This window comes from Mesorhizobium sp. B4-1-1 (genome assembly GCF_006439375.1).
Taxonomy (GTDB): domain Bacteria; phylum Pseudomonadota; class Alphaproteobacteria; order Rhizobiales; family Rhizobiaceae; genus Mesorhizobium.
In genome coordinates this window covers 150,497-172,202 of record NZ_VFTH01000003.1, presented here as the reverse complement: position 1 = coordinate 172,202, position 21,706 = coordinate 150,497, and the positions used below count along the sequence as shown (strand labels likewise).

Genomic DNA, 21,706 nt, shown 5'->3' with positions numbered 1-21,706 from the left:
CCTTACATAGACCGCTGCGATTGACCTTTCCACCGCGATCGACTGGGCCTGGTCTCAAGCATGACGGATCGCGTTGTCGAAAGTGCGCAGCGGTTATGCGGCGCTGTCGAGTGCCCGGAACTGCGCCATGGTCGCCTCGATCTCCTCGCGGATCCAGGCCTTGAAGTCGCGCACCTTGCGGCTTTCGCTCTTGGTGGCCGAGGTCACCAGCCAGTAGCCCAGCCCGCTCTCGGCCCGCACGCCGAAGGGCGCGACCAGCCGACCGTCGGCCAGCGCGTCGGCTGTGAGCAACTGCCAGGCAAGCATCACGCCATGGCCGGCGATCGCCGATTCCAGGCACAGCATCGGATCGGTGAAACGCGCTCCCTTCTGGAAGGTGACCGGCTCGACGCCGGCCGCCTCGAACCAGCCGTCCCAGCTGAACATCGCCCGCTCGTCGGTGATGGCGCAGGTCTGCGCCAGATCGCCGATCGACTTCAGTCTGGCCGCGATCGATGGCGAGCAGACCGGAAACACTTCCTGGGCAAGCAGGAGCTCGGCGCGGTCGCCCGGCCATTTGCCGTCGCCAAGCCGGATGGCGATATCGATGTCCGAGCGGTCGAGATCGGCGACCCTGGCCGAGGCGTCGATGCGCAACAGCACATTCGGGTGTCGGGAGAAATGCCGCGACAGCCGGGGCAGCAGCCATTTCGAGGCGAAGACCGGCGCCACCGAGACGACCAGCGTGCACTCGTTGGCCTCGTCGGCCAGCGCCACCGCTTGCGCAAGCTCGCGGAACCCGGCGCTGAGCCGCACCGTGAAGGCGGCGCCGAATTCGGTCGGCACGAGCCCGCCCGGTGTCCGTTCGAACAGCGCCTGCCCCAACTGCTTCTCGGTGCGTTTGATCTGTTGGCTCACGGCGCTGACCGAGACGTTCAGCTCCGTGGCCGCTGCCGCCAGCGAGCCCAGCCGGGCGACGGTTTCCACGGCGCGCAGGCCGTTGAGATGGACGCGATTGAGCATAGCCATTCAGTTTTTCTAAAGTGAACGAACCGAAATCTCAATTGAAACCCGATGAGAAACGCCAGAATTTACCTGGAACAGCTTTGAAGCATGAGGCGGCCCCATGAAGATTTTATCCTTGCTGAAAGGGCTTTCCGGCGCCGAGGCGAGGCCGTCTGACGACAGTGAAATCGCTCGCTGGATCACCGATCCGCTGTCCCATCCGGTGCTCGACACCATGTCGGAGCGCGAGCTCGGCGACATGCCGTTCCGGCTGACCGCCCGCCGCACCGCATACGAGACCGCGGGAACGACCTGTTTCTGACGCCGTTCGGCCCGGTTGCAGGCAGCGCTGGCCCAACGCAAGCACATTGTTTCGCGGACGCGCATTCTTATTGTGCGCCGCAATGAACGCCTCGCCATCTCCACTGCGTCTTGCCCTTGCCGGCATGGTTGCGCTCGCCGTCGCCCAAGGCATCGGCCGCTTCGTCTACACGCCGATCCTGCCCGGCATGATGGAGGGACTGCACCTGACGCCGGCCGATGCCGGCTGGATCGCTTCCGCCAATTATCTCGGCTACCTCATCGGCGCGCTCGCCGCGGCCGGCGGCTGGGCGCATGACCGCGAGCGCATGCTGATGTTCGCCGGCCTCGCCGCCAGCGCCGCGCTAGCGGCCCTCATGGGGCTCAATGAGACCATGGCGGCCTTCCTCGTCATCCGCTTCCTCGCCGGCCTCGCCAGCGCGTTCGTCATGGTGTTCATGGCCTCGATCGTCTTCAGCCATCTGGCTGAGGCCGGCCGCGGCGATTTGCAGGCGCTGCATTTCGGCGGCGTCGGCCTCGGCATAGCCACGTCCTCGGCGCTGCTGGCGATCCTCGTCTCCGAACATGCGGGCTGGGCGGCCGGCTGGCTCTGGTCCGGAGCGCTTTCGGCGGTCGGCCTGCTCGTCGTCATGTTGCTCGCCGGCTCGACCACGCCAGCCAATGTCACCGACGGGCGCGAGCCGGGGCTGCCGAAAGACGGGTCCCTGGTGAAGATGATCGTCGCCTACGGGCTGTTCGGCTTCGGCTATGTGGTGACGGCCACCTTCCTGGTCGCCATCGTGCGCCAGGGCGGCGGCGGGCGCGTCTTCGAGGCCACCGTCTGGATGGTCGCCGGACTTGCCGGCTTTCCCTCGACTTGGGCGTGGCAGAAGCTCGCCGGCCGGATCGGGCTCTATGCCGCTTATGCCGCGAGCTGCCTGGTCGAGGTGGTCGGCGTCACCGCCAGCGTCGTCGTCAAGGGCGCCGCCGGGCCGCTGATTGCCGGCGTCCTGCTCGGCGGCACCTTCATCGCCCTCACGGCGCTGGGCATACAGATGGGCAGGCAGCTCGCGCCGCGGGCGCCGCGCCGCATCTTCGCGGTGATGACGGCAGCCTTCGGCCTTGGCCAGATCGTCGGCCCGATCGCCGCCGGCCTGCTTGCTCAAGCATCGGGCAATTACGTGCTTGCCTCGATCATGGCGGCGGCCGCCTTGCTGCTCTCCGGCGTCATTGCCTGGTCGGCTGCGCCAAAATCGCCATGATTTGCGGCCTTGTTCGAAGCCGGGCATCGGGCACGGGCATTTTCTTTCCCCCTAATGTGTGACCTTATGCCCGCCGAACAGCAACGCCGCTGATTTGCGGTCAGACCGAGGAAACCCGCCACAGTGTTCGTATCTTTTTTCCCGCAGCCGAAGCTCTTCTTCACCTCGGCCGCCGTCTGGAGCCTTGCGGCGATTCTGTTCTGGTTTTTCGGCGGCGAGCAACTGGGAGCCGTCTTAGGCTTCCCTCCCGCTGCGGCCGGCGCGCCGCCCATCATCGGTATCGCGGTGCTGTGGTCGAAGCCCTTCCTGTGGTTCTACGTCTACTTCGCGGCCTGCGTGGTGATCTTCTATGCGTTCTGGAGCTGGTATGCGCCGCATCCGTGGCAGAACTGGTCGATCCTTATGACCGCCGTCATCCTGTTCTTCATCTATTTCAACGTGCAGGTCTCCGTCGCGGTCAACAACTGGTATGGTCCTTTCTTCGACTACGTTCAGGGCTTGATGTCGGGAACGACAGCCTCGACCGACACGGAATTCTACAAGGGATTGGCCGACTTCTCCTGGCTGGCGCTGGTCGGCATGAACGTGCAGGTGATCAACGCTTTCATCGTCAGCCATTGGATATTCCGCTGGCGAACCGCGATGAACAATTACTTCGTCGCCAACTGGAGCCGGCTGCGCCATATCGAGGGCGCTTCGCAGCGTATCCAGGAGGACACGATGCGTTTCTCGCAGATCATGGAGGACCTGGGCTCCAGCTTCGTCCAGTCGATCATGACCTTGATCGCCTTCCTGCCGGTGATGATCCAGCTTCAGGCGCACATCACCGAGCTGCCGATCATCGGCGCGGTGCCGCAGCCTCTGGTCGTTGCGGCTCTGGGCTGGTGCCTGTTCGGCACGGCCTCGGTAATGCTCGCAGGCATCAAGCTGCCGGGCCTCCAGTTCCGCAATCAGCGCGTCGAGGCGGCTTACCGCAAGGAACTTGTCTACGGTGAGGATCATTCCGATCGGGCGCAGCCAGCGACGACGGCGGAGCTGTTCACCAATGTGCGCCGCAACTACTTCAGGCTCTATTTCCACTACATCTATTTCAACGTCGTCCGGTACACGTACCTGCAGGCGGACAACATCTTCTCGCTGCTGATCCTCGGCCCATCGCTGGTCGCCCATAAGATCACCTTCGGCGCGCTCAACCAGATTTCGAATGCCTTCGGCAAGGTGACGAATTCGCTCCAGTTCCTGCTGAATTCCTGGTCGACCATCGTCGAACTGCAGTCGGTCCATAAGCGCCTGCGCGCCTTCGAGGCGACGCTCCAAGGCGAGCCGCTGCCAGATATCGACCGGCGCTATCTGGCTCGGCAGGGCGCTGAGGACCCGGCCTGATCTGGAGCAGCCCGGGAGAGCCTAAAGGCAAGCGATCCTGCGGGCGGCTCAGCCGCCCGCAGTCGCCTGTGCCTGGCCGGCGCGCTGGCGCGCGACATAGTCGCGGAAACTGACGCACTCGACTTGCTGCATCACGCAGACCTCCCCGGCGAAGCGTTCCAGCGCGTTCCAGTAGGCGCCGTCGTTCATCAGCGTGAAGTGGAAGCCGAGCTCCAGCGGCAGGCGCTTGCCGTTGTACTGTGCCTCGAAAGCGGCGTGGAACGCCTGGTAGGCTCGCTCGGTGAATGCGTCCGCCATGGCCGGCTTCTCGGTGCCGTCCGAGTGGCGGACATAGAGATTGTAATCCATGGCGACCACCGGCTTCGCCTTCGGTCCTTCCGGGATAAGCGGCAGGGCAAAACGGGTTGTGCCATTCAGGGTCGGCGGAACGGTCGGGCCTTTCGAGACGCCGCTGGCGTCATACTGGAAGCCGGCCTCGGGCAGGGCTTCGTAAAGCGCCTTGCCGGTCGAGAGATAGGGCGCGCGGAACCCGACCAGCGCATGATGCGCGAAATCGTGCCAGTCGGCCGGCTCCTGGATGCCGTTGATCGCATAGGCGTTCTCGAAGATGCGCCGGACGGAGGCGAATTCGGTCAGCCAGTCCGCCTTGCTCCACGCCTTGCCGTCGAAATGGCCGCAGGCATGGCTGCCGATGTCGTGGCCCTCGGCCGCGGCCAGCCGGACCTGCTCCAGCCGGTCGGCCACGTCCTGTTTCGACGCGCCGAAGCCGACATTGGATTTGCCGGGTGCCTTGCCGGGGCCGGCATAGTCCTGGCGCGTCTCCGGCGAGAGCAGGAACACGCAGGACAGGAAATAGGTGAAATGCGCGCCCGTGCGCTTTGCCAGCGCCCGGCTGCGTTGCCACTGCGAGATATCGCGCGCGGCGTCGAACGAGATCAGCACGACCTGCTTGGGTCCGGCCGGCGAAGCGGCCGGCGATTTCGGCGGATCGGCGAAGGCTGCATTGCTCCAGGCGAGCGGGGCGAGACTGAATGCAAGGACGCGGTACAAACGAAGCATTGGCAACCTCTGGCGGGAACGTCTCCGGATGATCGGAAGCCGGCTATCGCGCAAATGTGGCGCGGTTGCGTTCGGGCAGGCGCCGCGGGCACCGGAGGGCTCCGCGCCGATTTTCCGGTCCGCCCCCTTCCATGCCGACAAAATTTCGCTAAAACGCGGGCTCAAGAGGCGCCCCCTTCCGGGGCAGCAATGGTTTTGATTGATGTCGGACGACAGTTTTATCCGCGAGGTCAACGAAGAGATTCGTCGCGAGCAGGCGCAGAAACTATGGGACCGTTTTGGCCCGGCCATTCTCGGCATCGCCATCCTGATCGTGCTGGGGACCGCCGCGGTCGTTGGCTACCGTTACTGGGACGAAACCCGCGCCAACCGCTCGGGCGACGCCTTTTCGCAGGCCCTCAAGCTCGCCAATGATGGCAAGGACGACGAGGCGATCGCTGCGCTCGACCAGTTGGAGAAGGACGGCTACGGCGCCTATCCGCTGCTCGCCCGCATGCGCGCCGCGACCGTCAAGGCCGACAAGGGCGACGTCGACGGCGCGGTCAAGGATTTCGACGAGGTCGCCGCCGACAACGCCATTCCGGCCGGCATCCGCGACATCGCGCGGCTGAGGGCGGCGCTGCTGCTCGTCGACCATGGTTCCTACGCCGATGTCTCCAGCCGCATCGAGGCGCTGACCGCCGACACCAATCCGCTGCGCCACTCGGCGCGCGAGGCGCTTGGCCTTGCCGCCTGGAAGGACGGCAAGTCGGCGGACGCGCTCAAACTGTTCGACCAGATCTCTTCGGATGAAGCCGCCCCGCGCAATGTGCGCCAGCGGGCGCAGCTGATGTCCGAGCTGATCCGCGGGTCGGGCAACGCGTCGTGATCCTGGATGGGCTTCAAAGTCGCCATCATCGGCCGGCCTAACGTCGGCAAATCGACTCTTTTCAATCGGCTGGTCGGAAAGAAGCTGGCGCTTGTCGACGACACGCCGGGCGTCACGCGCGACCGCCGCGTCCACGCCGCCAAGCTCTACGACCTTCACTTCGACGTCATCGATACCGCCGGCTTCGAGGATGCCGCCGCCTCGACGCTGCCCGGCCGCATGCGTCAGCAGACCGAGATCGCCATCCGCGAGGCCGACCTCATCTTCTTCACCATCGATGCCAAGTCCGGCCTGTTGCCCGACGACCGCACCTTCGCCGATGTCGTGCGCAAATCGGGCAAGCCGGTCGTGCTCGTCGCCAACAAGGCCGAGGCGCGCGGCGCTCAAGGGGGCATGCTGGAGGCTTGGGAACTCGGCCTCGGCGAACCGATCCCGGTTTCGGCCGAGCACGGCCAGGGCATGCCCGACCTGCGCGACGCGGTGATTGCCGCGCTTGGCGAGGAGCGCGCCTTCGGCGAGGACGAGGAAGACGGCAGCGACGAGATCGCCGCGAGCGAAGTGCTGATCGGCGAGGATATCGCCGACCCGGACGCTGAGGCATCCTATGACGACACCAAGCCGCTGCGCATCGCCGTCGTCGGCCGCCCGAACGCCGGCAAGTCGACGCTGATCAATGCGCTGATCGGCGAGGAGCGGCTGCTGACCGGCCCGGAGGCCGGCATCACGCGCGATTCGATCTCGGTCGACTGGGACTGGCGCGGCCGCCGTATAAAGCTGTTCGACACCGCCGGCATGCGCCGCAAGTCCAGGATCCATGAAAAGCTGGAAGTGCTCTCGGTGCAGGACGGCTTGCGCGCCATCCGTTTTGCCGAGATCGTCATCATCGTCCTCGACGCCACGATTCCCTTCGAGAAGCAGGACCTGCAGATCGCGGACCTGATCACCCGCGAGGGCAGGGCGCCGGTGATCGCCTTCAACAAATGGGACCTGATCGACAATCCGCAGGAATTGCTGGCCGAGTTGCGCGAAAAGACCGAGCGGCTCTTGCCGCAGGCGCGCGGCATCCAGGCGGTGACGGTCTCGGCCGAGACCGGGCGCGGCCTCGACAAGCTGATGGAAAGCGTCATCAAGACGCATAAGGTGTGGAACAGCCGCGTCTCGACCGGCAAGCTCAACCGCTGGCTGGAAGGCATCCTCGCCCATCACCCGCCGCCCGCCGTCGCCGGCCGCCGCCTGAAGATCAAATATGTCACCCAGGCCAAGACCCGCCCGCCGGGCTTCGTCGTCTCCTGTTCGCGCCCGGACGCGATGCCGCAATCCTACGTCCGCTATCTGACCAACAGCCTGCGCGAGGCCTTCGACATGCCGGGCGTGCCGATCCGCATGGCGCTGCGCACCTCGGACAATCCGTTTGCGGGCAGAGCGAAGAAGCGGTGACTTCTGGGGAAAAGCGCCGACGCTGATCCCTCGTCATCCTCGGGTCTACGCGCGGCGCTTCGCTCCTTGCTCCGCCCTAGAATGACGAAGTCGAAAGGGGTCGGCCAAGACCTTAAGCGACCTCTCGCAACCCATCACGGGTTCGCGCCCCCTCAGGCAACGTCTCCATCGCCCTGCAGCAATATCTCCGCTAGCCGCGCCGCCAGCGGGTCGAGATCGGCGTCCTTCTGGTGGAGATGCAGCGCCATCATCGGCAGGCCGATTTCGGTGCGGATCATCAGGTCAAGCCCCCGCCGCCGCCCAGGCTGGGGCTCGAGAAGGCCATGCGCCAGGGCATGCCGGCGCGGTCGAGCGTTTCGGTCGCCACGGTGCGCTAGAGGCACGGCGCCTCGAACACCACCAGCGGCAGCGGCTCGCCCTTGCGCGGACCGGTCTCGATCGGCTTTGCCGGACCGATCCAGCGCGCCTGCACGTCGGCGACATGCCGGCTGTAGGGCAGCCGGGTTGCCGCGGAAACGGCAAGCCGGCTTTCCTCAAACATGAAAAGAACACGATCGATGTCGTTAACCCCGCATCAAGGTTAATGCTTCATTTTGACTCTCCGGGGTCAGTAGCGTTCTGGAGAGTTCCGTGCATCGACGCGTTTCATTGCGGCTTGCCGCCGCCGCCGTTGCGAAAAAACGTTCCTTTCTTCCTCCTCTGGTGCTCGGGCTCGGCATTTGGATCGGCTTTCCGTCGGCCGTCGCCTATCAGGATATGGCAAGCCTGATCTCCGGTCTGGAATCGTCCAACACCCGCTGGAACGCCTATATCGAGAAATCCGCCGCCGGCTCGGTGCATGCCGCCGAAATGCCGTTTGTCGATTCCCTCACCACCGGCTCGCTTTCCGGTTCCGGCGTCGACCTGCCGGGCGTCGGCACGGTGGCCTTTCGCGGCAAGGGCAATGTCGCCGGCGCCACGCCCGACGAAGACCGCGTCATACGCGCCGACAAGAAGGGTCGCCTGGTCAAGGTGGCGCCGGTCGCGCCGCCCAAGAACTTCAGCGCCGGCTCGATCTTCGAGCGCACCTCTTCGCTGCTTCGCCCCAGCATGGACAGCGGGCTGAAGCTCACCTTCGCCAAGCCGGGCATCGCGGGCAAGGAAGTCCAGATCGCTCAGGCCTTCCATCTTCGCGAGGACAAGAAGCCGGATCCGTCGCTGCCGGCGGCACTTGTCGCCCTCGTCAACAACGACAAGCCGGATATCCTCGCCACCGCCTATGCCCAGTCCGCGCCCGACTATGCCAAGGCCTCGCCCTTCGAGGCGCTGCTGCAGGACGATCCGAACGATGGCCGCTTCATCCCGCCGATGGGTAAGGGCGACCATTCGTGGATCCAGAACCCGCTGCCGGCAAGCGTCTTCTCCCAGCCGGAACAGGCGTGCCTCGCCAAGGGCATCTATTTCGAAGCGCGCAGCGAGCCCGTGCGCGGCCAGGCGGCGGTCGCGCAGGTGATCCTCAACCGCGTCCGCAACCCCGCCTACCCCAAGACGATCTGCGGCGTCGTCTATCAGAACGACGACTGGTTCAACCGCTGCCAGTTCTCCTTCGCCTGCGACGGCAGGAAGAAGACCATCACCGACCAGGCTTCCTACAAGACCGCCCAGGAGGTCGCCATGGCGGTGACCGCCGGCAAGATCTTCATTCCCGAGGTCGGCTCATCGACGCATTACTACGCCAATTACGTCCATCCGGGCTGGGCGCGAGCCATGCACAAGATGACCAGGATCGGCCTGCATATCTTCTACCGCACCTATGGCGGCGGCTGGAGCTGAGCCGCTTAAATCACCGCCCCGGCCATCCTTCCTTCGACGCCCGGCAATGCCTCGGCGGACGCGCCTTGTTGCGCGGATTCGCACCAAGTCCTCACGCGGCCGTGAAGGGCACGATGTCGCACCTCGATAAACCGTTGATTTAACTGCCAAAAATACATCGCTTGGAAGTTCGATCCGTGGCTTGACGGGGGCGGACCCTCTAACTATGTTGCCGGCGACTTTAGAAGCGGACGGACGGCAATCGTCTGCCCGGGCAGGGGGGTTGCGATGGCCGACAAAACCGGGCCAGACGGAACCGGAGAAACCGGCCGCGGCAGGCAGCCAGAAGCCACCATCCGCGACGACGAACTTGAGCGCCGCCGGCGCGATCTTGAAGCATCGCTTGCGACGAGACGCACGGACCGGTTCGAGGGGAAAGACGAAGCGAGAGCTGCGACCGGTTACGGTCAGGCGCTGAAGCTGTCCAGCGAGTTCATCGCCGGAGTGGTGGTCGGTGTCGGCTTGGGCTGGATCATCGACCGTCTGGCGGGAACAGCGCCCTGGGGTCTGATCGTCGGCCTGTTGCTGGGCTTTGGCGCTGGTATACTCAATGTCCTGCGCTCGGCGGGACTGGCATCCGAATTCGGCCAGGGCGGCAAGCCGCGCGAGCCGAAAGAATGAAGTGGGGCGCCGCAGGGCGCTGAAGTGAACTTAAAAAGCCGGTTGTGGCTTTGACGGGGATTAAAAGTGGCTGCTGCTGACAAGGTCGATCCGATCCACCAGTTCCAGATCCATCCGATCATCCCGCTGCATATCGGCGGCTACGACGTCTCTTTCACCAACTCTTCCCTGTTCATGGTCGTGACGATCGTGCTGGCGTCGGCCTTTCTCTACATGAGCACGGCCAGCCGCGCGCTCATTCCGGGCCGGCTGCAGTCGATGTCCGAAATGGCCTACGAATTCGTCGGCAACATGCTGCGCGACGCCGCCGGCAAGCAGGGCATGCAGTTCTTCCCGCTGGTGTTTTCGCTGTTCATGTTCGTGCTGGTCGCCAATCTGATCGGCCTGTTCCCCTATTTCTTTACCGTCACCAGCCACATCATCGTCACCTTCACGCTGGCGATCCTGGTCATCGGCACGGTCGTCGTCTACGGCTTCGCCAAGCACGGTTTCGGTTTCCTCAAGCTGTTCGTTCCGCAGGGCGTGCCAGGCCTTCTTCTGCCGCTGGTGGTGGCGATCGAAGTCATTTCCTTCGTCTCTCGCCCTGTCAGCCTCTCGGTTCGTCTTTTCGCCAACATGCTGGCCGGCCACATCACGCTGAAAGTGTTCTCGGGCTTCGTCGTCAGCCTGAGCGCGTTTGGCGCCGTCGGCATCGCCGGTTCGGTCCTGCCTTTAGCCATGGCCGTCGCGCTGACCGCTCTCGAACTGCTTGTCGCTTTCCTGCAGGCCTACGTCTTTGCGGTGCTGACCTGCATGTATCTGAACGACGCCCTGCACCCGAGCCACTGATTTTTACCGGCGCCCCGGCGCCAGCATACCCAACGTATCAACTGCAACGAACAAGCAAACCACAGGAGTTTTGAAATGGACGCAACTGCAGCAGCTGCTATCGGCGCTGGTATCGCCTGCATCGGCATGGGCGGCGCCGGCATCGGCCTCGGCAACATCTTCGGCAGCTATCTCTCGGGCGCGCTCCGCAACCCCTCGGCAGCCGACGGCCAGTTCGGCCGCCTGATCTTCGGCTTCGCCGTGACCGAAGCTCTGGGCATCTTCTCGCTCCTGATCGCTCTGCTCCTGGTCTTCAAGTAAGAGCCAGAGCTGACGAAAGGGGCCGCATGGTGCGGCCCCGTTCCATGGACAGGGGAATGAGATGTTCGTGACATCTGCCTACGCGCAAGAAACAGCGCCGGCCGCGGCCGAGGGCGATACGCATGCGGGCACTGCCGTGCCGGCCGCGGAGCATGAAGCGTTCCCGCCATTCGACGCCAAGACCTTCCCGTCGCAGATTCTGTGGCTGGTCATCACTTTCGGGCTCTTCTACCTGTTCCTGAAGCGGGTGGTGATGCCGCGCCTTGGCGGCATCATCGATGTCCGCAGCGACCGCATCACCCAGGATATCGACCATGCCGCAAGGCTGAAGGGCGAGGCGGACGCCGCCGTTGCCGCCTATGAGCAGGAACTGGCGGAAGCCAAGGTCAACGCCAACAAGATCGGCCAGCAGGCAAACGATGCCGCCAAGGCGCAAGCCGAGGGCACACGCAAGAAGCTCGAGGCCGAGCTTGAGAAGAAACTTGGCGAGGCCGAGGCGAGCATCGCCTCGATCAAGGCCAAGGCGATGAAGGAAGTCGGCACGATCGCCGAGGACACCACGTCGGCCATCGTCGAGGCGCTTGTCGGCGGCAAGGCCGACAAGTCCGAGATCGCGGCCGCGGTCAAATCCGCGAGTCGGTGAGGAGCGGGATCATGGACGCCACATCACTTGCCACGCTCTGGGCCACCATCGCCCTGATCATCTTCCTCGGCGCCGTCATCTATCTGAAGGTGCCGGGCATGCTGACCAAGTCGCTCGACGCCCGCGCTGCCAAGATCGGCGCTGAGCTCGAGGAAGCGCGCAAGCTTCGTGAAGAGGCCCAGCAACTGCTCGGTCAGTATCAGCAGAAGCGCAAGGAAGCCGAGAAGGAGGCTGCCGACATCGTCGCCGCCGCCAAGCGCGAGGCTGAGCTGCTTGCTTCCGAAGCGGCCAAGAAGACCGAGGACTATGTCGCCCGGCGTACCGCGCTTGCCGAGCAGAAGATCAGCCAGGCCGAGCGCGAGGCCGTCAGCGAAGTGCGCGCCAGCGCCGTCGACATCGCCGTCGAGGCCGCCCGCGCGCTGCTCGCCGCCAAGGTCGACGTCAAGGCAGGCGCGGACCTGTTCAAGTCGGCGCTGGATGACGTCAAGGCCAAGCTGAACTGAGCTTGTATCGAAGTTTCGAAGTCAAAGGCCGCCTGGTCAACCCGGCGGCTTTTTTGTTGTTTGAAAGGGAGCGTGGCGCCGAAGCTGCTAATCTCCCACAAGGGGCTACGCTATGCACACATTTCCGAGCAACTGGTCTTTGGCGATAGCGTGCATGGCAGCTTGGCGCATGCATTGTTTAATGTAGCGCTGGTCGACCCCCAACTCCGTCTCGGCTTCGCCGACCCACCTCTCCCCCGATCGACGGGGTAGAGGAAAGGCGCTAAGCTTTTTGCGGTTAACGGTCGTCCAGCAAGGCGCCCTTCCTTTCCTCCGGAGGGGGGAAAGGTGGCGCTGCGAAGCAGCGACGGGGAACCACCTGGCAATCAAGCCTGGGCCGATCAGTCACGCCAGTGACAGAGGATGTCTGCAAGCCGTAACCACATTGAGGGAGATTGGCTAACTACTCCAGCCCGGCCAAGCTCTCTTCCTCAACCACCTCCGCGCCACCCAACCGGAACGGCGCGAACGACGCGCGGTGCAATCTCGCCACCGGTCCATGCGCTTCGATCGCGGTCCGATGCCTGACCGTCGCATAACCCATATGCACTTCGAAGCCGTAGTGCTCGTGATGGCCGCCGCAGCCGCACATCATGCGGTCGCGCATAACCTTGGCGACGATCGAGGCGGCGGCGATCGATTGCGAGCGCTGGTCGCCCTTGATGAGCGCCCGGCCCTCGCAGGCGAGACCTGGCGGAATGTCGCGGCCATCGGCCAAAGCGAGCTTCGGCTGCAACGACAGGCCGGCGGCGGCGCGGCGCATCGCTTCGAGGCTGGCTTTCAGGATGTTGCTGCTATCGATGCCTTCGGCGCTGATCGAGGCCATCGAGACGCTGAGCGCCGAGCCCAGAATCTTGAGGAACAGCGCCTCGCGCTGCAAATGGGTGAGGCGCTTGGAATCGTCGAGGCCTTCCGGGATATTCGCGGGGTTGAGCACCACCGCGGCGGCCACCACCGGTCCGGCGAGAGGACCGCGGCCTGCCTCGTCCATGCCGGCGACAGGCCAAAGCCCGTCGGCCATCGCCTTCGTCTCGATCGAGAAGTCGGGCTCCTCGACCATTTCAAAGAGAAGCGGAGAATCGGAACGCGCGCGAGCCATGGTGCGGCGAGGTTCGCATCGGCTCCGATTCTCCGCAAGTCCTTCCGGGTCGGATGGGGCGTCGGACCGGGAAGGCACCGTCTCGCGGCCGGGGGACAGTGGCCGGACGGGATTCTTGAAAGGACGACAATTCCGGACGGGAAATCGCTTTGCCTGGAATTGCTTAGCGCCGACCGTCACGGCCGGCGCAGGTGTCAAAGCAGCATCAACTGCTCGCTGGCGCCGGAGCCTGCGACGAATTGGTCGGTGCGGAGCTGCCGCCGCTCGACATTGAGGCCGAGCCGCTTGGCGGCGATCTCGAAGCGCCTGCCGATCTGCCAGGCATAGGGACCGGCGCCCTTCATGCGCTTGCCCCATTCGGAATCGTAGTCCTTGCCGTCGCGCATCGAGCGGATAAGCGACATCACATGCCGGTAGCGGTCAGGATAGTGGCGCAGCAGCCAATCCTTGAAGATCGGCGCCACTTCGAGCGGCAGGCGCAGGATGACGTATCCCGCTTCCCTTGCACCGGCGGCTCTGGCCGAATCGAGGATGCGTTCCATCTCCGGATCGGTGAGGCCGGGGATGATCGGCGCCACCATCACCGATGCCGGAATGCCGGCATCCGAAAGCTGCCTGATCGCCTCCAGCCGTTTCGTCGGCGTCGACGCGCGGGGCTCCATGGTTCTCGCCAGCATGCGGTCCATCGTCGTCACCGACAGCGCCACCTTTGCGAGGCCGCGCTCGGCCATGCGCGACAGGATGTCGATGTCGCGCGTCACCAGCGCCGACTTGGTGACGATGCCGACCGGATGGCCGCGCGCCTCCAGCACTTCCAGGATCTCGCGCATGATGCGGTATTGCTTCTCGATCGGCTGGTAGGGATCGGTGTTGGTGCCGATGGCGATCGTGCGCGGCTGGTAGCCCGGTTTCGACAATTCCCTGTCCAGCATGCGCGCGGCATCCGGCTTGGCGAACAGCTTCGATTCGAAATCGAGCCCCGGCGACAGGCCCATGAAGGCATGCGTCGGCCTGGCGAAGCAGTAGACGCAGCCATGCTCGCAGCCGCGATAGGGGTTGATCGAACGGTCGAAGGAGATGTCCGGCGACTCGTTGCGGGTGATGATCGTGCGCGGCTTCTCGACCTGTACTTCCGTCTTGAACGGCGGCAGTTCCTCCAGCGAGTTCCAGCCGTCGTCGAACACATGACGGCTGACCGGCTCGAACCGGCCGGACGGGTTGATGCCGGCCGAGCGGCCGCGATTGCGGTCAGGCCGCACGCGCATGCCGCTCTGTTCGATCATCGCGTTCGCCATCTCGGCCCTTCCTGCTCCGAAAGCAGCAATGTCGGCGCGCACGATCTGTTCCATTTTCGCCCTCTCCCAGGGACTGTCGGCAGGCTGTCGAATCGCTCTGTTCATGAAACTATTCCTATTTTACCGGGCAGAACAAAGCAAGAACTTTTTCGGCGAAAAGCCGTAACTGGCGCAAGTCGCGGCTTTCCGCTATTCGGCTAAGAATGCTCAGCGTTCTCATCGAAACCCGCAACGACGAAGAGGGTCTTGCCCGTACGCTGGCGTCGCTGGTCGGCGGCGCGGTCGAGGGCGTGGTGCGCGACGTGATCGTCTGCGATCAGGGCTCGACCGACCAGACGCATCGGGTGGCCGAACATGCCGGCTGCCATTATGTGACCGGCGGCATCGGCGCCGGCATCGGCCAGGCCAAGGGCGATTGGCTGCTTTTTCTGGAACCCGGCGCGCGGCTTGCCGAGGGATGGATCGACGAGGTGGTGGCGCACGCGGCGAAGCAAACCATGCCGGCGCGGTTTTCACGTGCCCGGGCCGACCGCGCGCCTTTCCTGGCCCGCGTCTTTTCGGGCAACCGCGCGCTGGCCGAGGGTCTTGTCATCAGCAAGCGTCAGGCCTCGGCCCTGGCAAAGAGCGCGCGAGGGGCCGAGGCCCTGGCGCGCGGCCTTGCCGCCAGAAGGCTGAACGCCGAAATCTGGGTGGCTCCGCCGAAGTGATGCAGGCTCCCCTTCTGCCCTTGTGGGAGAAGGAAGAAGCGCTGTCCCTGCCCAGTCAGGTCCCTCTGATTTCGACGGGCATCCAGGCCCTGCGGCGCCTGGCGACACGCTGCTCGCGCGTTTCGGCATCGAACCGAACGGCGACCGGCTGGCGGGAGAACAACTCGTGATCGTCAAGCGCGTTGACAATGACGACCGCCGTGGCGTCGTCACCGTCTCCGGCGATTGCCGCGACATAGACGCCGCACTCGCGGCAGACGAGATAGTCGGCGGTGCGCAGGCCGAAGCGGTAGACCTGCAGCCGTGCCTTGTCTTCGACTGAGATGCTCAGGCGTCCGTTCGGATCGGCGGCCGCGCGCGAGCCATGCCGGGTGCAGAACGAGCACTGGCAGGCGCGAATTTCCAGTCCGGCCGGATCGAGCGCGGTGGAGAAGCTCAGGCGGATGTTGCCGCAATGGCATCCGCCGCTGTGAACGGCCATGGCAGATTGTCCCTTGTTCGCAGCACAAGGTACTTTGCCGGTCGCGACTTCGAAATGGCTGCTCGTAGGCGAGAGCGCCATTCCGCCTGCGAACCGGACGCCGGTCCGGATGTTTTGCCTTTAGTTATGCACCAGTCTTGCCGCGGCGCCTGAGATGCTCGTCCAGCCGCGGCATGATCTCGACGAAGTTGCAGGGCATGTGCCGGTAGTCGAGCTGCGCCTTGATGATGCCGTCCCAGGCATCCTTGCAGGCGCCGGGCGAGCCCGGCAGCACGAACACGAAGGTGGCGTTGACGACGCCGCCGGTCGCCCGGCTCTGGATCGTCGAGGTGCCGATCTTGTCGTAGGAGATGCGGTGGAAGACTTCCGAAAAGCCGTCCATGCGTTTTTCGAAGATCGGCTCCAGCGCCTCCGGCGTCACGTCGCGACCGGTGAAGCCGGTGCCGCCGGTGGTGATGACGACATCGATGTTTTCGTCCTTCGACCAGCCGAGAACCTTGTCGCGGATCTTCTCGCGGTCGTCGGTCACGATGTCCCGCACGGCAAGCGTATGGCCGGCCTCCGTGATGCGGTCGGCCAGCGTCTGGCCGGACTTGTCGTCGGCAAGGCTGCGCGTATCGGAAACCGCCAGCACCGCGATGCGCACCGGAATGAAGGGCCGGCTCTCGTCAAGCTTCGCCATCGGTCGCCTCCATGCTGCGCGTCGCGGCGACGAACCAGTCGGGATGGCGGCCGCGGATCTCGATCGCCGCGCGCTTGGCGACATTGCCGGTCTCGAACAGGCCGAAACACGTGGCGCCCGAGCCGGACATGCGCACGAAAGCTGCGTCGGCGCGCTTGAGCGCCTTGAGCGCCTCGCCGACCGCCGGCTGAATCGAGCGGGCGGCAGGTTCGAGGTCGTTGCGCGTCGTCTCGAGCCAGTTGCGGACGGCGTGGAAATCGAGGCGCTTCGGCAGGGGCGGCAGCGCCTCGCTGTCGCGCCGGGACAGCGCCTTGAACACGTCGGGCGTCGAGACGGCAACGCCCGGATTGACCAGAACGAGGCCAAGCGCCGGAAAAGCGCAGAGCAGCGATACGTCATCGCCAATGCCGCGCGCGACCAGTGGCTTGCCCTTGAGGCACATCGGCAGGTCGGCACCGAGCGAAAGCCCGATCCGGGCCAGCGAATTGTCGTCGATATCGAGCTTCCAGAGCCGTGCCAGAGCGTTGAGCACGGCCGCCGCGTCGCTCGAGCCGCCGCCGACGCCGGAAGCGATCGGCAGGTTCTTCTCCAGTCGGATGGCGACGGGCGATCCCTGTTGCATGCCGGCTTCCCGGCGCAAGGCATCGCGCGCTCTGACTACCAGATTGTCGCCGTCGAGCGGCAGGCCGGCGGCATAACGGCCGGATACCGAGAATTCATCCTGTTCCGCCGGCTCGATCTCGAGCCGGTCGCCGAAGCGGGTGAAGACGGCAAGGCTGTCGATGAGATGGTAGCCGTCGGCGCGCCGTCCGGTGACATGCAGCGCCAGGTTGATCTTGGCGGCCGCAAGCCACGTCCGGACCTCTGTGCCGGGCTCCAGAATATCGGCTGCTGGCGAGATGGGATCAGTCCTTGGCGAGGCGGTATTCGCCGGTCTTGGGATCCTTGACCAGCGTGCCCATCGTGCCGTTCGCCGCCTGTTTCTCGGTCCGCCGGATCTTGGCCGTCACGCGTTCGGCCTCGCGCACGAAAGCGCGGTAGCCAAAGTAAGCGGCGGCGCCGACAACGGCGAAGAAAATGATCTGCGGCATCTCTAAAACTCCTCCCGCGTCCTCGCGGCAAGGCCGGCCGAATGGGTCGGTCAAGCGGCCATGGTAGCCGCATTCATGGCTTTTTCAAAGCCCGAAGCGCGCCCATAGCGCGCGCTCTTCCGCCGCATCGAGGACGCCGCTGGCGGCGGCCGCCGCGATATCCGGCCCCGAAACACGCGAGCCGAACAGGCCAAATCGGCCGAAAAGCCCGCGCGGCGCGGTGATCAACTTGAGCTGCGTCTTGTCGCCGAAACGCGTCCGGAGCACACCGCGCATATCGCCCAGCGCATCGACAAGGCCGAGCTCGAGGCCTCGCTTGGCGGTCCAGAACAGGCCGGTGAACAGGTCCGGGTCGTCCTTGAGCTTGCTGCCGCGCCGTTCCTTGACGAGGTCGATGAAGGTCTCGTGCACTTCGAGCTGCAGTGCCTTCAGCCGCTCGACGTCTTCCTTCTTCTCCGGCTTGAACGGATCGAGCACGGCCTTGTTCTGCCCGGCGGTGTGGACACGTCGCTCTACGCCGATCTTCTTCATCAACTCGGGGAAACCGAACGAGGCCGAGACCACGCCGATCGAGCCGACGATCGACGACGGGTCGGCGAAGATCTCGTCGCCGGCGATCGCGATCATGTAGCCGCCGGAAGCCGCCACATCCTCGACGAAGACCAGCACCTTCTTGTTCTTTTCCACCGCCAGGTCGCGGATGCGCTTGAAGATCAGCCGTGACTGCACCGGCGAGCCGCCCGGCGAATTGATCGAGATGGCAACCGCCGGCGCATCGAAGCTGAATGCCTTTTCGATGAGGCCGGCCGTCGAGGCGAGCGACAGGCTAGGCCGGAATTGGCCGCCGCCCGCCATGATGGCGCCTTGCAGCCGGATGACCGGAATGGTGACGGCTGTCGAGCGCCAGGATTTCGGCAGCAGGCGGTTGAAGAGGCGTTTCACGAAGGAATGTCTCCGGTCGATTTGCAAAGCAGCAAGATGAGATCAGGTCGGTTGGTCTGTTTCACGGGCGGCGTCAGCTTGCTTTGGGCATGTAGGAATTCGCTGGCCAACGGCAATGCCGCATCGCCAGCCAGTGCATGTCGCGCAAAAGTGTGCAGCGGTTTTGCGAAAAAGACATGCATAAAACAAAAACTTGAAGCGCCTCGCTAGAATTCATTTCAACGCGACGCGCTTCAAGGATCAATCGCCGAACAGCGATGCCAGACCGTTATTGATCATTTCCGTCCGCTCCGCCGGTGCGTTGCCCGAAGGTCCGTGCAAGGTGAGCGGCGGGCGGATCGACAGTTTTCCGCGCGCGCCGAGCGCCGCCCTGACGACGATGCGGATCGCCGCGGCGTCCGGCCGCGGATGCACGCACAGCATCTCGGCATCGCCGAAGCGCCCCTCGATCGCGTCGAGGATGGCGACCAATTGCTCGGGCCGGGCGATGACGGCGAGCCCGCCGGGCGGCCTGGCGACGGCGGCGGCGCTCCTGATCCAGCGCTCGAACAGCCCGTCCTCGACGACATGCGCCTCCCTGCGCAGCGCGTTGGGGGTGGCGCGATCCTCGGCGGCGTTGAATGGCGGGTTCATGATGACGAAATCGAACTGGTTGTCGGCAAGGCCGGCTTCAGCACGCGCCCGGCCGGCCAGCGTGACGTCGGCCGCCAGCACCGAAGCGCGGTCGCCGAGATGCGCATTGCCCGGATGCGAAAGCGTGGCGGCGGCGAACCCGGCCATTTCGGCCGAGCGTTCGACGAGCACTGCCTGCGCCGCCGGGCAGCGCGACAGCACGGCAAGGGCCGCCGCGCCCGCGCCCGCGCCGAAATCGGCGAGCCGGCCGGAAAAGCCGGACGGCACGGCGGCCGCCAGCATCATGGCGTCCATCCCGGCGCGATGACCGCCCCGGCTCGGCTGCACCAGCCAGAAGCGCCCGCGATGGAAGGCATCGACCGTGTGCGCCGGCGTATCCGGGACGGGGGCGGTGCTGGCTGCCATTATTTTTTGCGGATCTCGTTCTCGATGCCGGCATCCTTGAGGATGCGGCGCGCCGCATCGACCTTCTCGGCATCGACCATCACCCGCCTTGGCAGGATGCCGAGCGAGCCGTCGAGCACGCTCATATTCTGGTCGGCGACGAAACAGGCGATGCCGGCGTCGCGCATCAGCGATTCGACAAAGGAGATGACGACGGCGTCATTGGTGCGGACAAGCTCGATCATGGAACGAAAATCGCAGGTTGCGGCGTTCCTGTAAACGTGCGGGTGGACACACCGTCGGCAGAGCCGCGCCAATTCGCCTCTTGCCGTGCCCGGTTGTGCCGCCCTAGAGTCGGAGCGGGATTAAGGGTGCCGTCGTGCGCGTTAACTCGTGCGCGTTAAAGAGACGGGAGTTGTCGTGGTGGGTGTCGTTCTCAACATCGAAGGCAAGCGGGAACCCGCTTCCATCAAGGATTTGATCGATCTGACGGCGGCCGACATGGGGCGGGTCAACGAGCTGATCCTGTCCAAGGCCGGCTCCGACGTCGAGATGATCCCGGAGATCGCCAACCACCTGATCTCGTCCGGCGGCAAGCGGCTGCGGCCCATGCTCACCCTCGCCGCCGCGCAGATGTTCGGCTATTCCGGCGAAGGCCATGTCAAGCTCGCCACGGCGGTCGAGTTCATGCACACGGCGACGCTTCTGCATGACGACGTGGTCGACGAGAGCGCGCTGCGCCGCGGCAAGAAGACGGCACGCATGATCTGGGGCAACCAGGCGAGCGTGCTCGTCGGCGATTTCCTGCTCGGCCAGGCGTTCCGCATGATGGTCGAGGTCGGTTCGCTGGAGGCGCTGGACATCCTGTCGGCCGCGGCCTCCATCATCGCGGAGGGCGAGGTCATGCAGCTTGCCGCCGCGAAGAACCTCGAGACCACCGAGGATGAGCATTTCGCCGTCATCAAGGCCAAGACCGCGGCGCTGTTTTCGGCCGCCGCGGAAGTCGGGCCGGTCATCGCCCAGGCGTCGCGCACCGATCGCGCCGCGCTTCGCTCGTACGGGATGAATCTGGGCCTGGCCTTCCAGCTCATCGACGACGCGCTGGATTATGGCGGCTCGAGCAAGGATCTCGGCAAGAATGTCGGCGACGATTTCCGCGAGGGCAAGGTGACGCTGCCGGTAATCCTCGCCTACCGGCGCGGTACCAAGGCCGAGCGTACCTTCTGGAAGCGCGCCATCGAGGAAAACGTCGCCGACGATGCCGGGCTCGAAAAGGCGATCGGCCTGATGGCCCGCCACGGCGCCATCGCCGACACGATCGGCCGCGCCCGGCATTTCGGTGAGATCGCCCGCGACGCGCTGGCGCCGCTGGAGGCGACGCCGCAGAAATCGGCGCTGATCGACGTCATCGATTTCTGCACCAGCCGCGTCAACTGAGCCTGTCTGTCTTCTCGGGACCTGCCTGGCATCCGCCGGGCAGGGTGCCTGTGAATCCCGCGCCGACCGTCTCGACAAAGGCCGGCCCTGCAAATTATCTATAAAACATGGCCAGCACAGAAGACACCATCGCCGTCCGCATCAGCAAAGAACTGGCGGACCGCATCATTTCGGGCGCCATCGAGCCCGGCTCGCGGCTGCGCCAGGACCATGTCGCGGAGGAATTCAACACCAGCCATGTCCCGGTGCGCGAGGCCTTTCGCCGCCTCGAGGCTCAAGGCCTGGCGATCAGCGAGCCGCGCCGCGGCGTGCGCGTGGCTTCTTTCGATCTCGGCGAGGTCAGGGAGGTGGCCGAGATGCGCGCTGCGCTCGAAGTGCTGGCGTTGCGCCATGCCGCGCCGCATCTGACGGCGTCGATCCTCGAGAAAGCCGAGGAGGCGACCAAGGCGGGCGACAAATCCGGTGACGTCCGCTCCTGGGAAGAGGCCAACCGCACCTTCCACCGGCTGCTCCTGGCGCCCTGCAACATGCCGCGCCTGCTCTCCACCATCGATGACCTGCACGCCGCGAGCGCGCGCTTCCTGTTCGCGGCCTGGCGCTCCGAGTGGGAAATCCGCACCGACCAGGATCACCGCGCGATCCTGAGCGCGTTGAGACAAGGCAACACCGAATCGGCCGCCGCGACCCTCGGGCGTCACGTGCAATGGATCGGCCAGAAGCCGGTCAAGACCGCCTCCGGCAGGACTCGAGACGCCTTCGCCATCGTGGGGTAGTTCGGTGATTGGCGATTGGCCGAGGCCTCTCAGCCTCGTCATTCCAGGGTCTACGCGCGTCGCTTCGCTCCTTGCTCCGCCTGGAATGACGAATTCGAGGGCTG

Annotated in this window: 27 protein-coding genes; 14 read left to right on the top strand and 13 right to left on the bottom strand. The window is 65.0% G+C overall.

Going from position 1 to position 21,706, the window contains the following annotated elements; all coding sequences use genetic code 11:
- Positions 1-93 precede the first annotated feature (93 nt).
- Positions 94-1,008: a LysR substrate-binding domain-containing protein gene (locus FJW10_RS05595; RefSeq protein WP_140899006.1), complete on the bottom strand. Its 915-nt coding sequence runs from the start codon at positions 1,006-1,008 to the stop codon at positions 94-96.
- 97 nt (positions 1,009-1,105) lie between these two features.
- On the opposite strand from FJW10_RS05595, the gene FJW10_RS05590 reads away from it, so the two are divergent.
- The 3 genes from FJW10_RS05590 (at position 1,106) to sbmA (ending at position 3,929) form a co-directional block, all read left to right on the top strand.
- Positions 1,106-1,306 carry a hypothetical protein gene (locus FJW10_RS05590; protein WP_140899004.1) on the top strand — a complete coding sequence of 67 codons (201 nt, stop codon included), beginning with the start codon at positions 1,106-1,108 and terminating at the stop codon, positions 1,304-1,306.
- A gap of 82 nt (positions 1,307-1,388) precedes the next feature.
- Positions 1,389-2,546 (top strand): YbfB/YjiJ family MFS transporter, encoded by a 1,158-nt coding sequence (locus FJW10_RS05585; protein WP_246674119.1) that lies wholly within the window; start codon positions 1,389-1,391, stop codon positions 2,544-2,546.
- A 123-nt stretch (positions 2,547-2,669) separates the two neighbouring features.
- Complete coding sequence (sbmA, locus tag FJW10_RS05580) at positions 2,670-3,929, top strand: peptide antibiotic transporter SbmA (RefSeq protein WP_140899002.1); 1,260 nt, start codon at positions 2,670-2,672, stop codon at positions 3,927-3,929.
- Positions 3,930-3,977: 48 nt separating this feature from the next.
- Here the strand turns inward: sbmA and FJW10_RS05575 are convergent, their stop codons facing one another.
- A complete protein-coding gene (locus FJW10_RS05575; RefSeq protein ID WP_140899000.1) occupies positions 3,978-4,988 on the bottom strand; it encodes a polysaccharide deacetylase family protein in 1,011 nt (336 codons plus the stop codon).
- 202 nt (positions 4,989-5,190) lie between these two features.
- Between FJW10_RS05575 and FJW10_RS05570 the strand changes: the two genes are divergently transcribed.
- Together FJW10_RS05570 and der are read left to right on the top strand one after the other, a co-directional pair.
- Positions 5,191-5,856, top strand: coding sequence for a tetratricopeptide repeat protein (locus FJW10_RS05570; RefSeq protein ID WP_140898998.1), 666 nt, complete (start codon positions 5,191-5,193; stop codon positions 5,854-5,856).
- Between the two features lie 6 nt (positions 5,857-5,862).
- On the top strand, positions 5,863-7,293 hold the full coding sequence (gene der / locus FJW10_RS05565; RefSeq protein WP_140898996.1) for a ribosome biogenesis GTPase Der: 1,431 nt from the start codon (positions 5,863-5,865) through the stop codon (positions 7,291-7,293).
- Positions 7,294-7,445: 152 nt separating this feature from the next.
- On the opposite strand, the gene FJW10_RS30940 is transcribed toward der, so the two are convergent.
- Both FJW10_RS30940 and FJW10_RS30715 read right to left on the bottom strand, forming a co-directional pair.
- Positions 7,446-7,571 carry a hypothetical protein gene (locus tag FJW10_RS30940; protein ID WP_281405112.1) on the bottom strand — a complete coding sequence of 42 codons (126 nt, stop codon included), beginning with the start codon at positions 7,569-7,571 and terminating at the stop codon, positions 7,446-7,448.
- 95 nt (positions 7,572-7,666) lie between these two features.
- Entirely contained in the window at positions 7,667-7,834 is a 168-nt protein-coding gene (locus tag FJW10_RS30715; RefSeq protein ID WP_246674118.1) for a hypothetical protein, read from the bottom strand.
- Positions 7,835-7,923: 89 nt separating this feature from the next.
- Between FJW10_RS30715 and FJW10_RS05555 the strand changes: the two genes are divergently transcribed.
- From FJW10_RS05555 to FJW10_RS05530, 6 genes are all read left to right on the top strand, one after another.
- Positions 7,924-9,105, top strand: a complete 1,182-nt coding sequence (locus FJW10_RS05555) for a cell wall hydrolase (protein ID WP_140898994.1) — start codon at positions 7,924-7,926, stop codon at positions 9,103-9,105.
- A gap of 267 nt (positions 9,106-9,372) precedes the next feature.
- Entirely contained in the window at positions 9,373-9,765 is a 393-nt protein-coding gene (locus FJW10_RS05550; protein WP_140835288.1) for an AtpZ/AtpI family protein, read from the top strand.
- A 66-nt stretch (positions 9,766-9,831) separates the two neighbouring features.
- Positions 9,832-10,593 (top strand): F0F1 ATP synthase subunit A, encoded by a 762-nt coding sequence (locus FJW10_RS05545; RefSeq protein WP_140898992.1) that lies wholly within the window; start codon positions 9,832-9,834, stop codon positions 10,591-10,593.
- A gap of 75 nt (positions 10,594-10,668) precedes the next feature.
- Positions 10,669-10,893 carry a F0F1 ATP synthase subunit C gene (locus tag FJW10_RS05540; RefSeq protein ID WP_027164582.1) on the top strand — a complete coding sequence of 75 codons (225 nt, stop codon included), beginning with the start codon at positions 10,669-10,671 and terminating at the stop codon, positions 10,891-10,893.
- Between the two features lie 61 nt (positions 10,894-10,954).
- A complete protein-coding gene (locus FJW10_RS05535) occupies positions 10,955-11,536 on the top strand; it encodes a F0F1 ATP synthase subunit B (RefSeq protein ID WP_140898990.1) in 582 nt (193 codons plus the stop codon).
- 11 nt (positions 11,537-11,547) lie between these two features.
- Entirely contained in the window at positions 11,548-12,039 is a 492-nt protein-coding gene (locus FJW10_RS05530; RefSeq protein WP_140898988.1) for a F0F1 ATP synthase subunit B, read from the top strand.
- Positions 12,040-12,481: 442 nt separating this feature from the next.
- Here FJW10_RS05530 and FJW10_RS05525 read toward each other — a convergent pair whose 3' ends face one another.
- Both FJW10_RS05525 and FJW10_RS05520 read right to left on the bottom strand, forming a co-directional pair.
- Positions 12,482-13,177 (bottom strand): ribonuclease HII, encoded by a 696-nt coding sequence (locus FJW10_RS05525; protein ID WP_140898986.1) that lies wholly within the window; start codon positions 13,175-13,177, stop codon positions 12,482-12,484.
- A 194-nt stretch (positions 13,178-13,371) separates the two neighbouring features.
- Positions 13,372-14,526, bottom strand: coding sequence for a PA0069 family radical SAM protein (locus FJW10_RS05520; protein ID WP_140835293.1), 1,155 nt, complete (start codon positions 14,524-14,526; stop codon positions 13,372-13,374).
- 149 nt (positions 14,527-14,675) lie between these two features.
- Here FJW10_RS05520 and FJW10_RS05515 point away from each other — a divergent pair, with 149 nt between their 5' ends.
- A complete protein-coding gene (locus FJW10_RS05515) occupies positions 14,676-15,179 on the top strand; it encodes a glycosyltransferase (RefSeq protein ID WP_140898984.1) in 504 nt (167 codons plus the stop codon).
- Between the two features lie 55 nt (positions 15,180-15,234).
- Here FJW10_RS05515 and FJW10_RS05510 read toward each other — a convergent pair whose 3' ends face one another.
- The 7 genes from FJW10_RS05510 to FJW10_RS05480 all read right to left on the bottom strand — a co-directional run bounded on the left by FJW10_RS05510 (position 15,235) and on the right by FJW10_RS05480 (position 19,637).
- Positions 15,235-15,660 carry an aldehyde-activating protein gene (locus tag FJW10_RS05510; RefSeq protein WP_140898982.1) on the bottom strand — a complete coding sequence of 142 codons (426 nt, stop codon included), beginning with the start codon at positions 15,658-15,660 and terminating at the stop codon, positions 15,235-15,237.
- A 124-nt stretch (positions 15,661-15,784) separates the two neighbouring features.
- Positions 15,785-16,342 (bottom strand): molybdenum cofactor biosynthesis protein B, encoded by a 558-nt coding sequence (gene moaB, locus FJW10_RS05505; protein WP_140898980.1) that lies wholly within the window; start codon positions 16,340-16,342, stop codon positions 15,785-15,787.
- The gene (locus FJW10_RS05500; protein ID WP_140898978.1) at positions 16,329-17,222 is read right to left on the bottom strand and encodes a 4-(cytidine 5'-diphospho)-2-C-methyl-D-erythritol kinase; all 894 of its coding nucleotides are present in this window, start codon (positions 17,220-17,222) and stop codon (positions 16,329-16,331) included. Before FJW10_RS05500 ends, moaB begins: the two co-directional genes overlap by 14 nt.
- Before the next feature lie 25 nt (positions 17,223-17,247).
- Positions 17,248-17,433 (bottom strand): membrane protein, encoded by a 186-nt coding sequence (locus tag FJW10_RS05495; protein ID WP_027164591.1) that lies wholly within the window; start codon positions 17,431-17,433, stop codon positions 17,248-17,250.
- An 84-nt stretch (positions 17,434-17,517) separates the two neighbouring features.
- Positions 17,518-18,375: a S49 family peptidase gene (locus FJW10_RS05490; RefSeq protein ID WP_140898977.1), complete on the bottom strand. Its 858-nt coding sequence runs from the start codon at positions 18,373-18,375 to the stop codon at positions 17,518-17,520.
- 240 nt (positions 18,376-18,615) lie between these two features.
- Positions 18,616-19,413, bottom strand: coding sequence for a methyltransferase (locus FJW10_RS05485; RefSeq protein WP_181177422.1), 798 nt, complete (start codon positions 19,411-19,413; stop codon positions 18,616-18,618).
- On the bottom strand, positions 19,413-19,637 hold the full coding sequence (locus FJW10_RS05480; protein WP_027164594.1) for a DUF2007 domain-containing protein: 225 nt from the start codon (positions 19,635-19,637) through the stop codon (positions 19,413-19,415). The genes FJW10_RS05485 and FJW10_RS05480 overlap by 1 nt, the downstream gene beginning before the upstream one ends.
- A 178-nt stretch (positions 19,638-19,815) precedes the next feature.
- On the opposite strand from FJW10_RS05480, the gene FJW10_RS05475 reads away from it, so the two are divergent.
- Both FJW10_RS05475 and FJW10_RS05470 read left to right on the top strand, forming a co-directional pair.
- Positions 19,816-20,829 (top strand): polyprenyl synthetase family protein, encoded by a 1,014-nt coding sequence (locus FJW10_RS05475; protein ID WP_140835299.1) that lies wholly within the window; start codon positions 19,816-19,818, stop codon positions 20,827-20,829.
- Positions 20,830-20,936: 107 nt separating this feature from the next.
- Complete coding sequence (locus tag FJW10_RS05470; RefSeq protein WP_140835300.1) at positions 20,937-21,602, top strand: GntR family transcriptional regulator; 666 nt, start codon at positions 20,937-20,939, stop codon at positions 21,600-21,602.
- Positions 21,603-21,706: the final 104 nt, after the last annotated feature.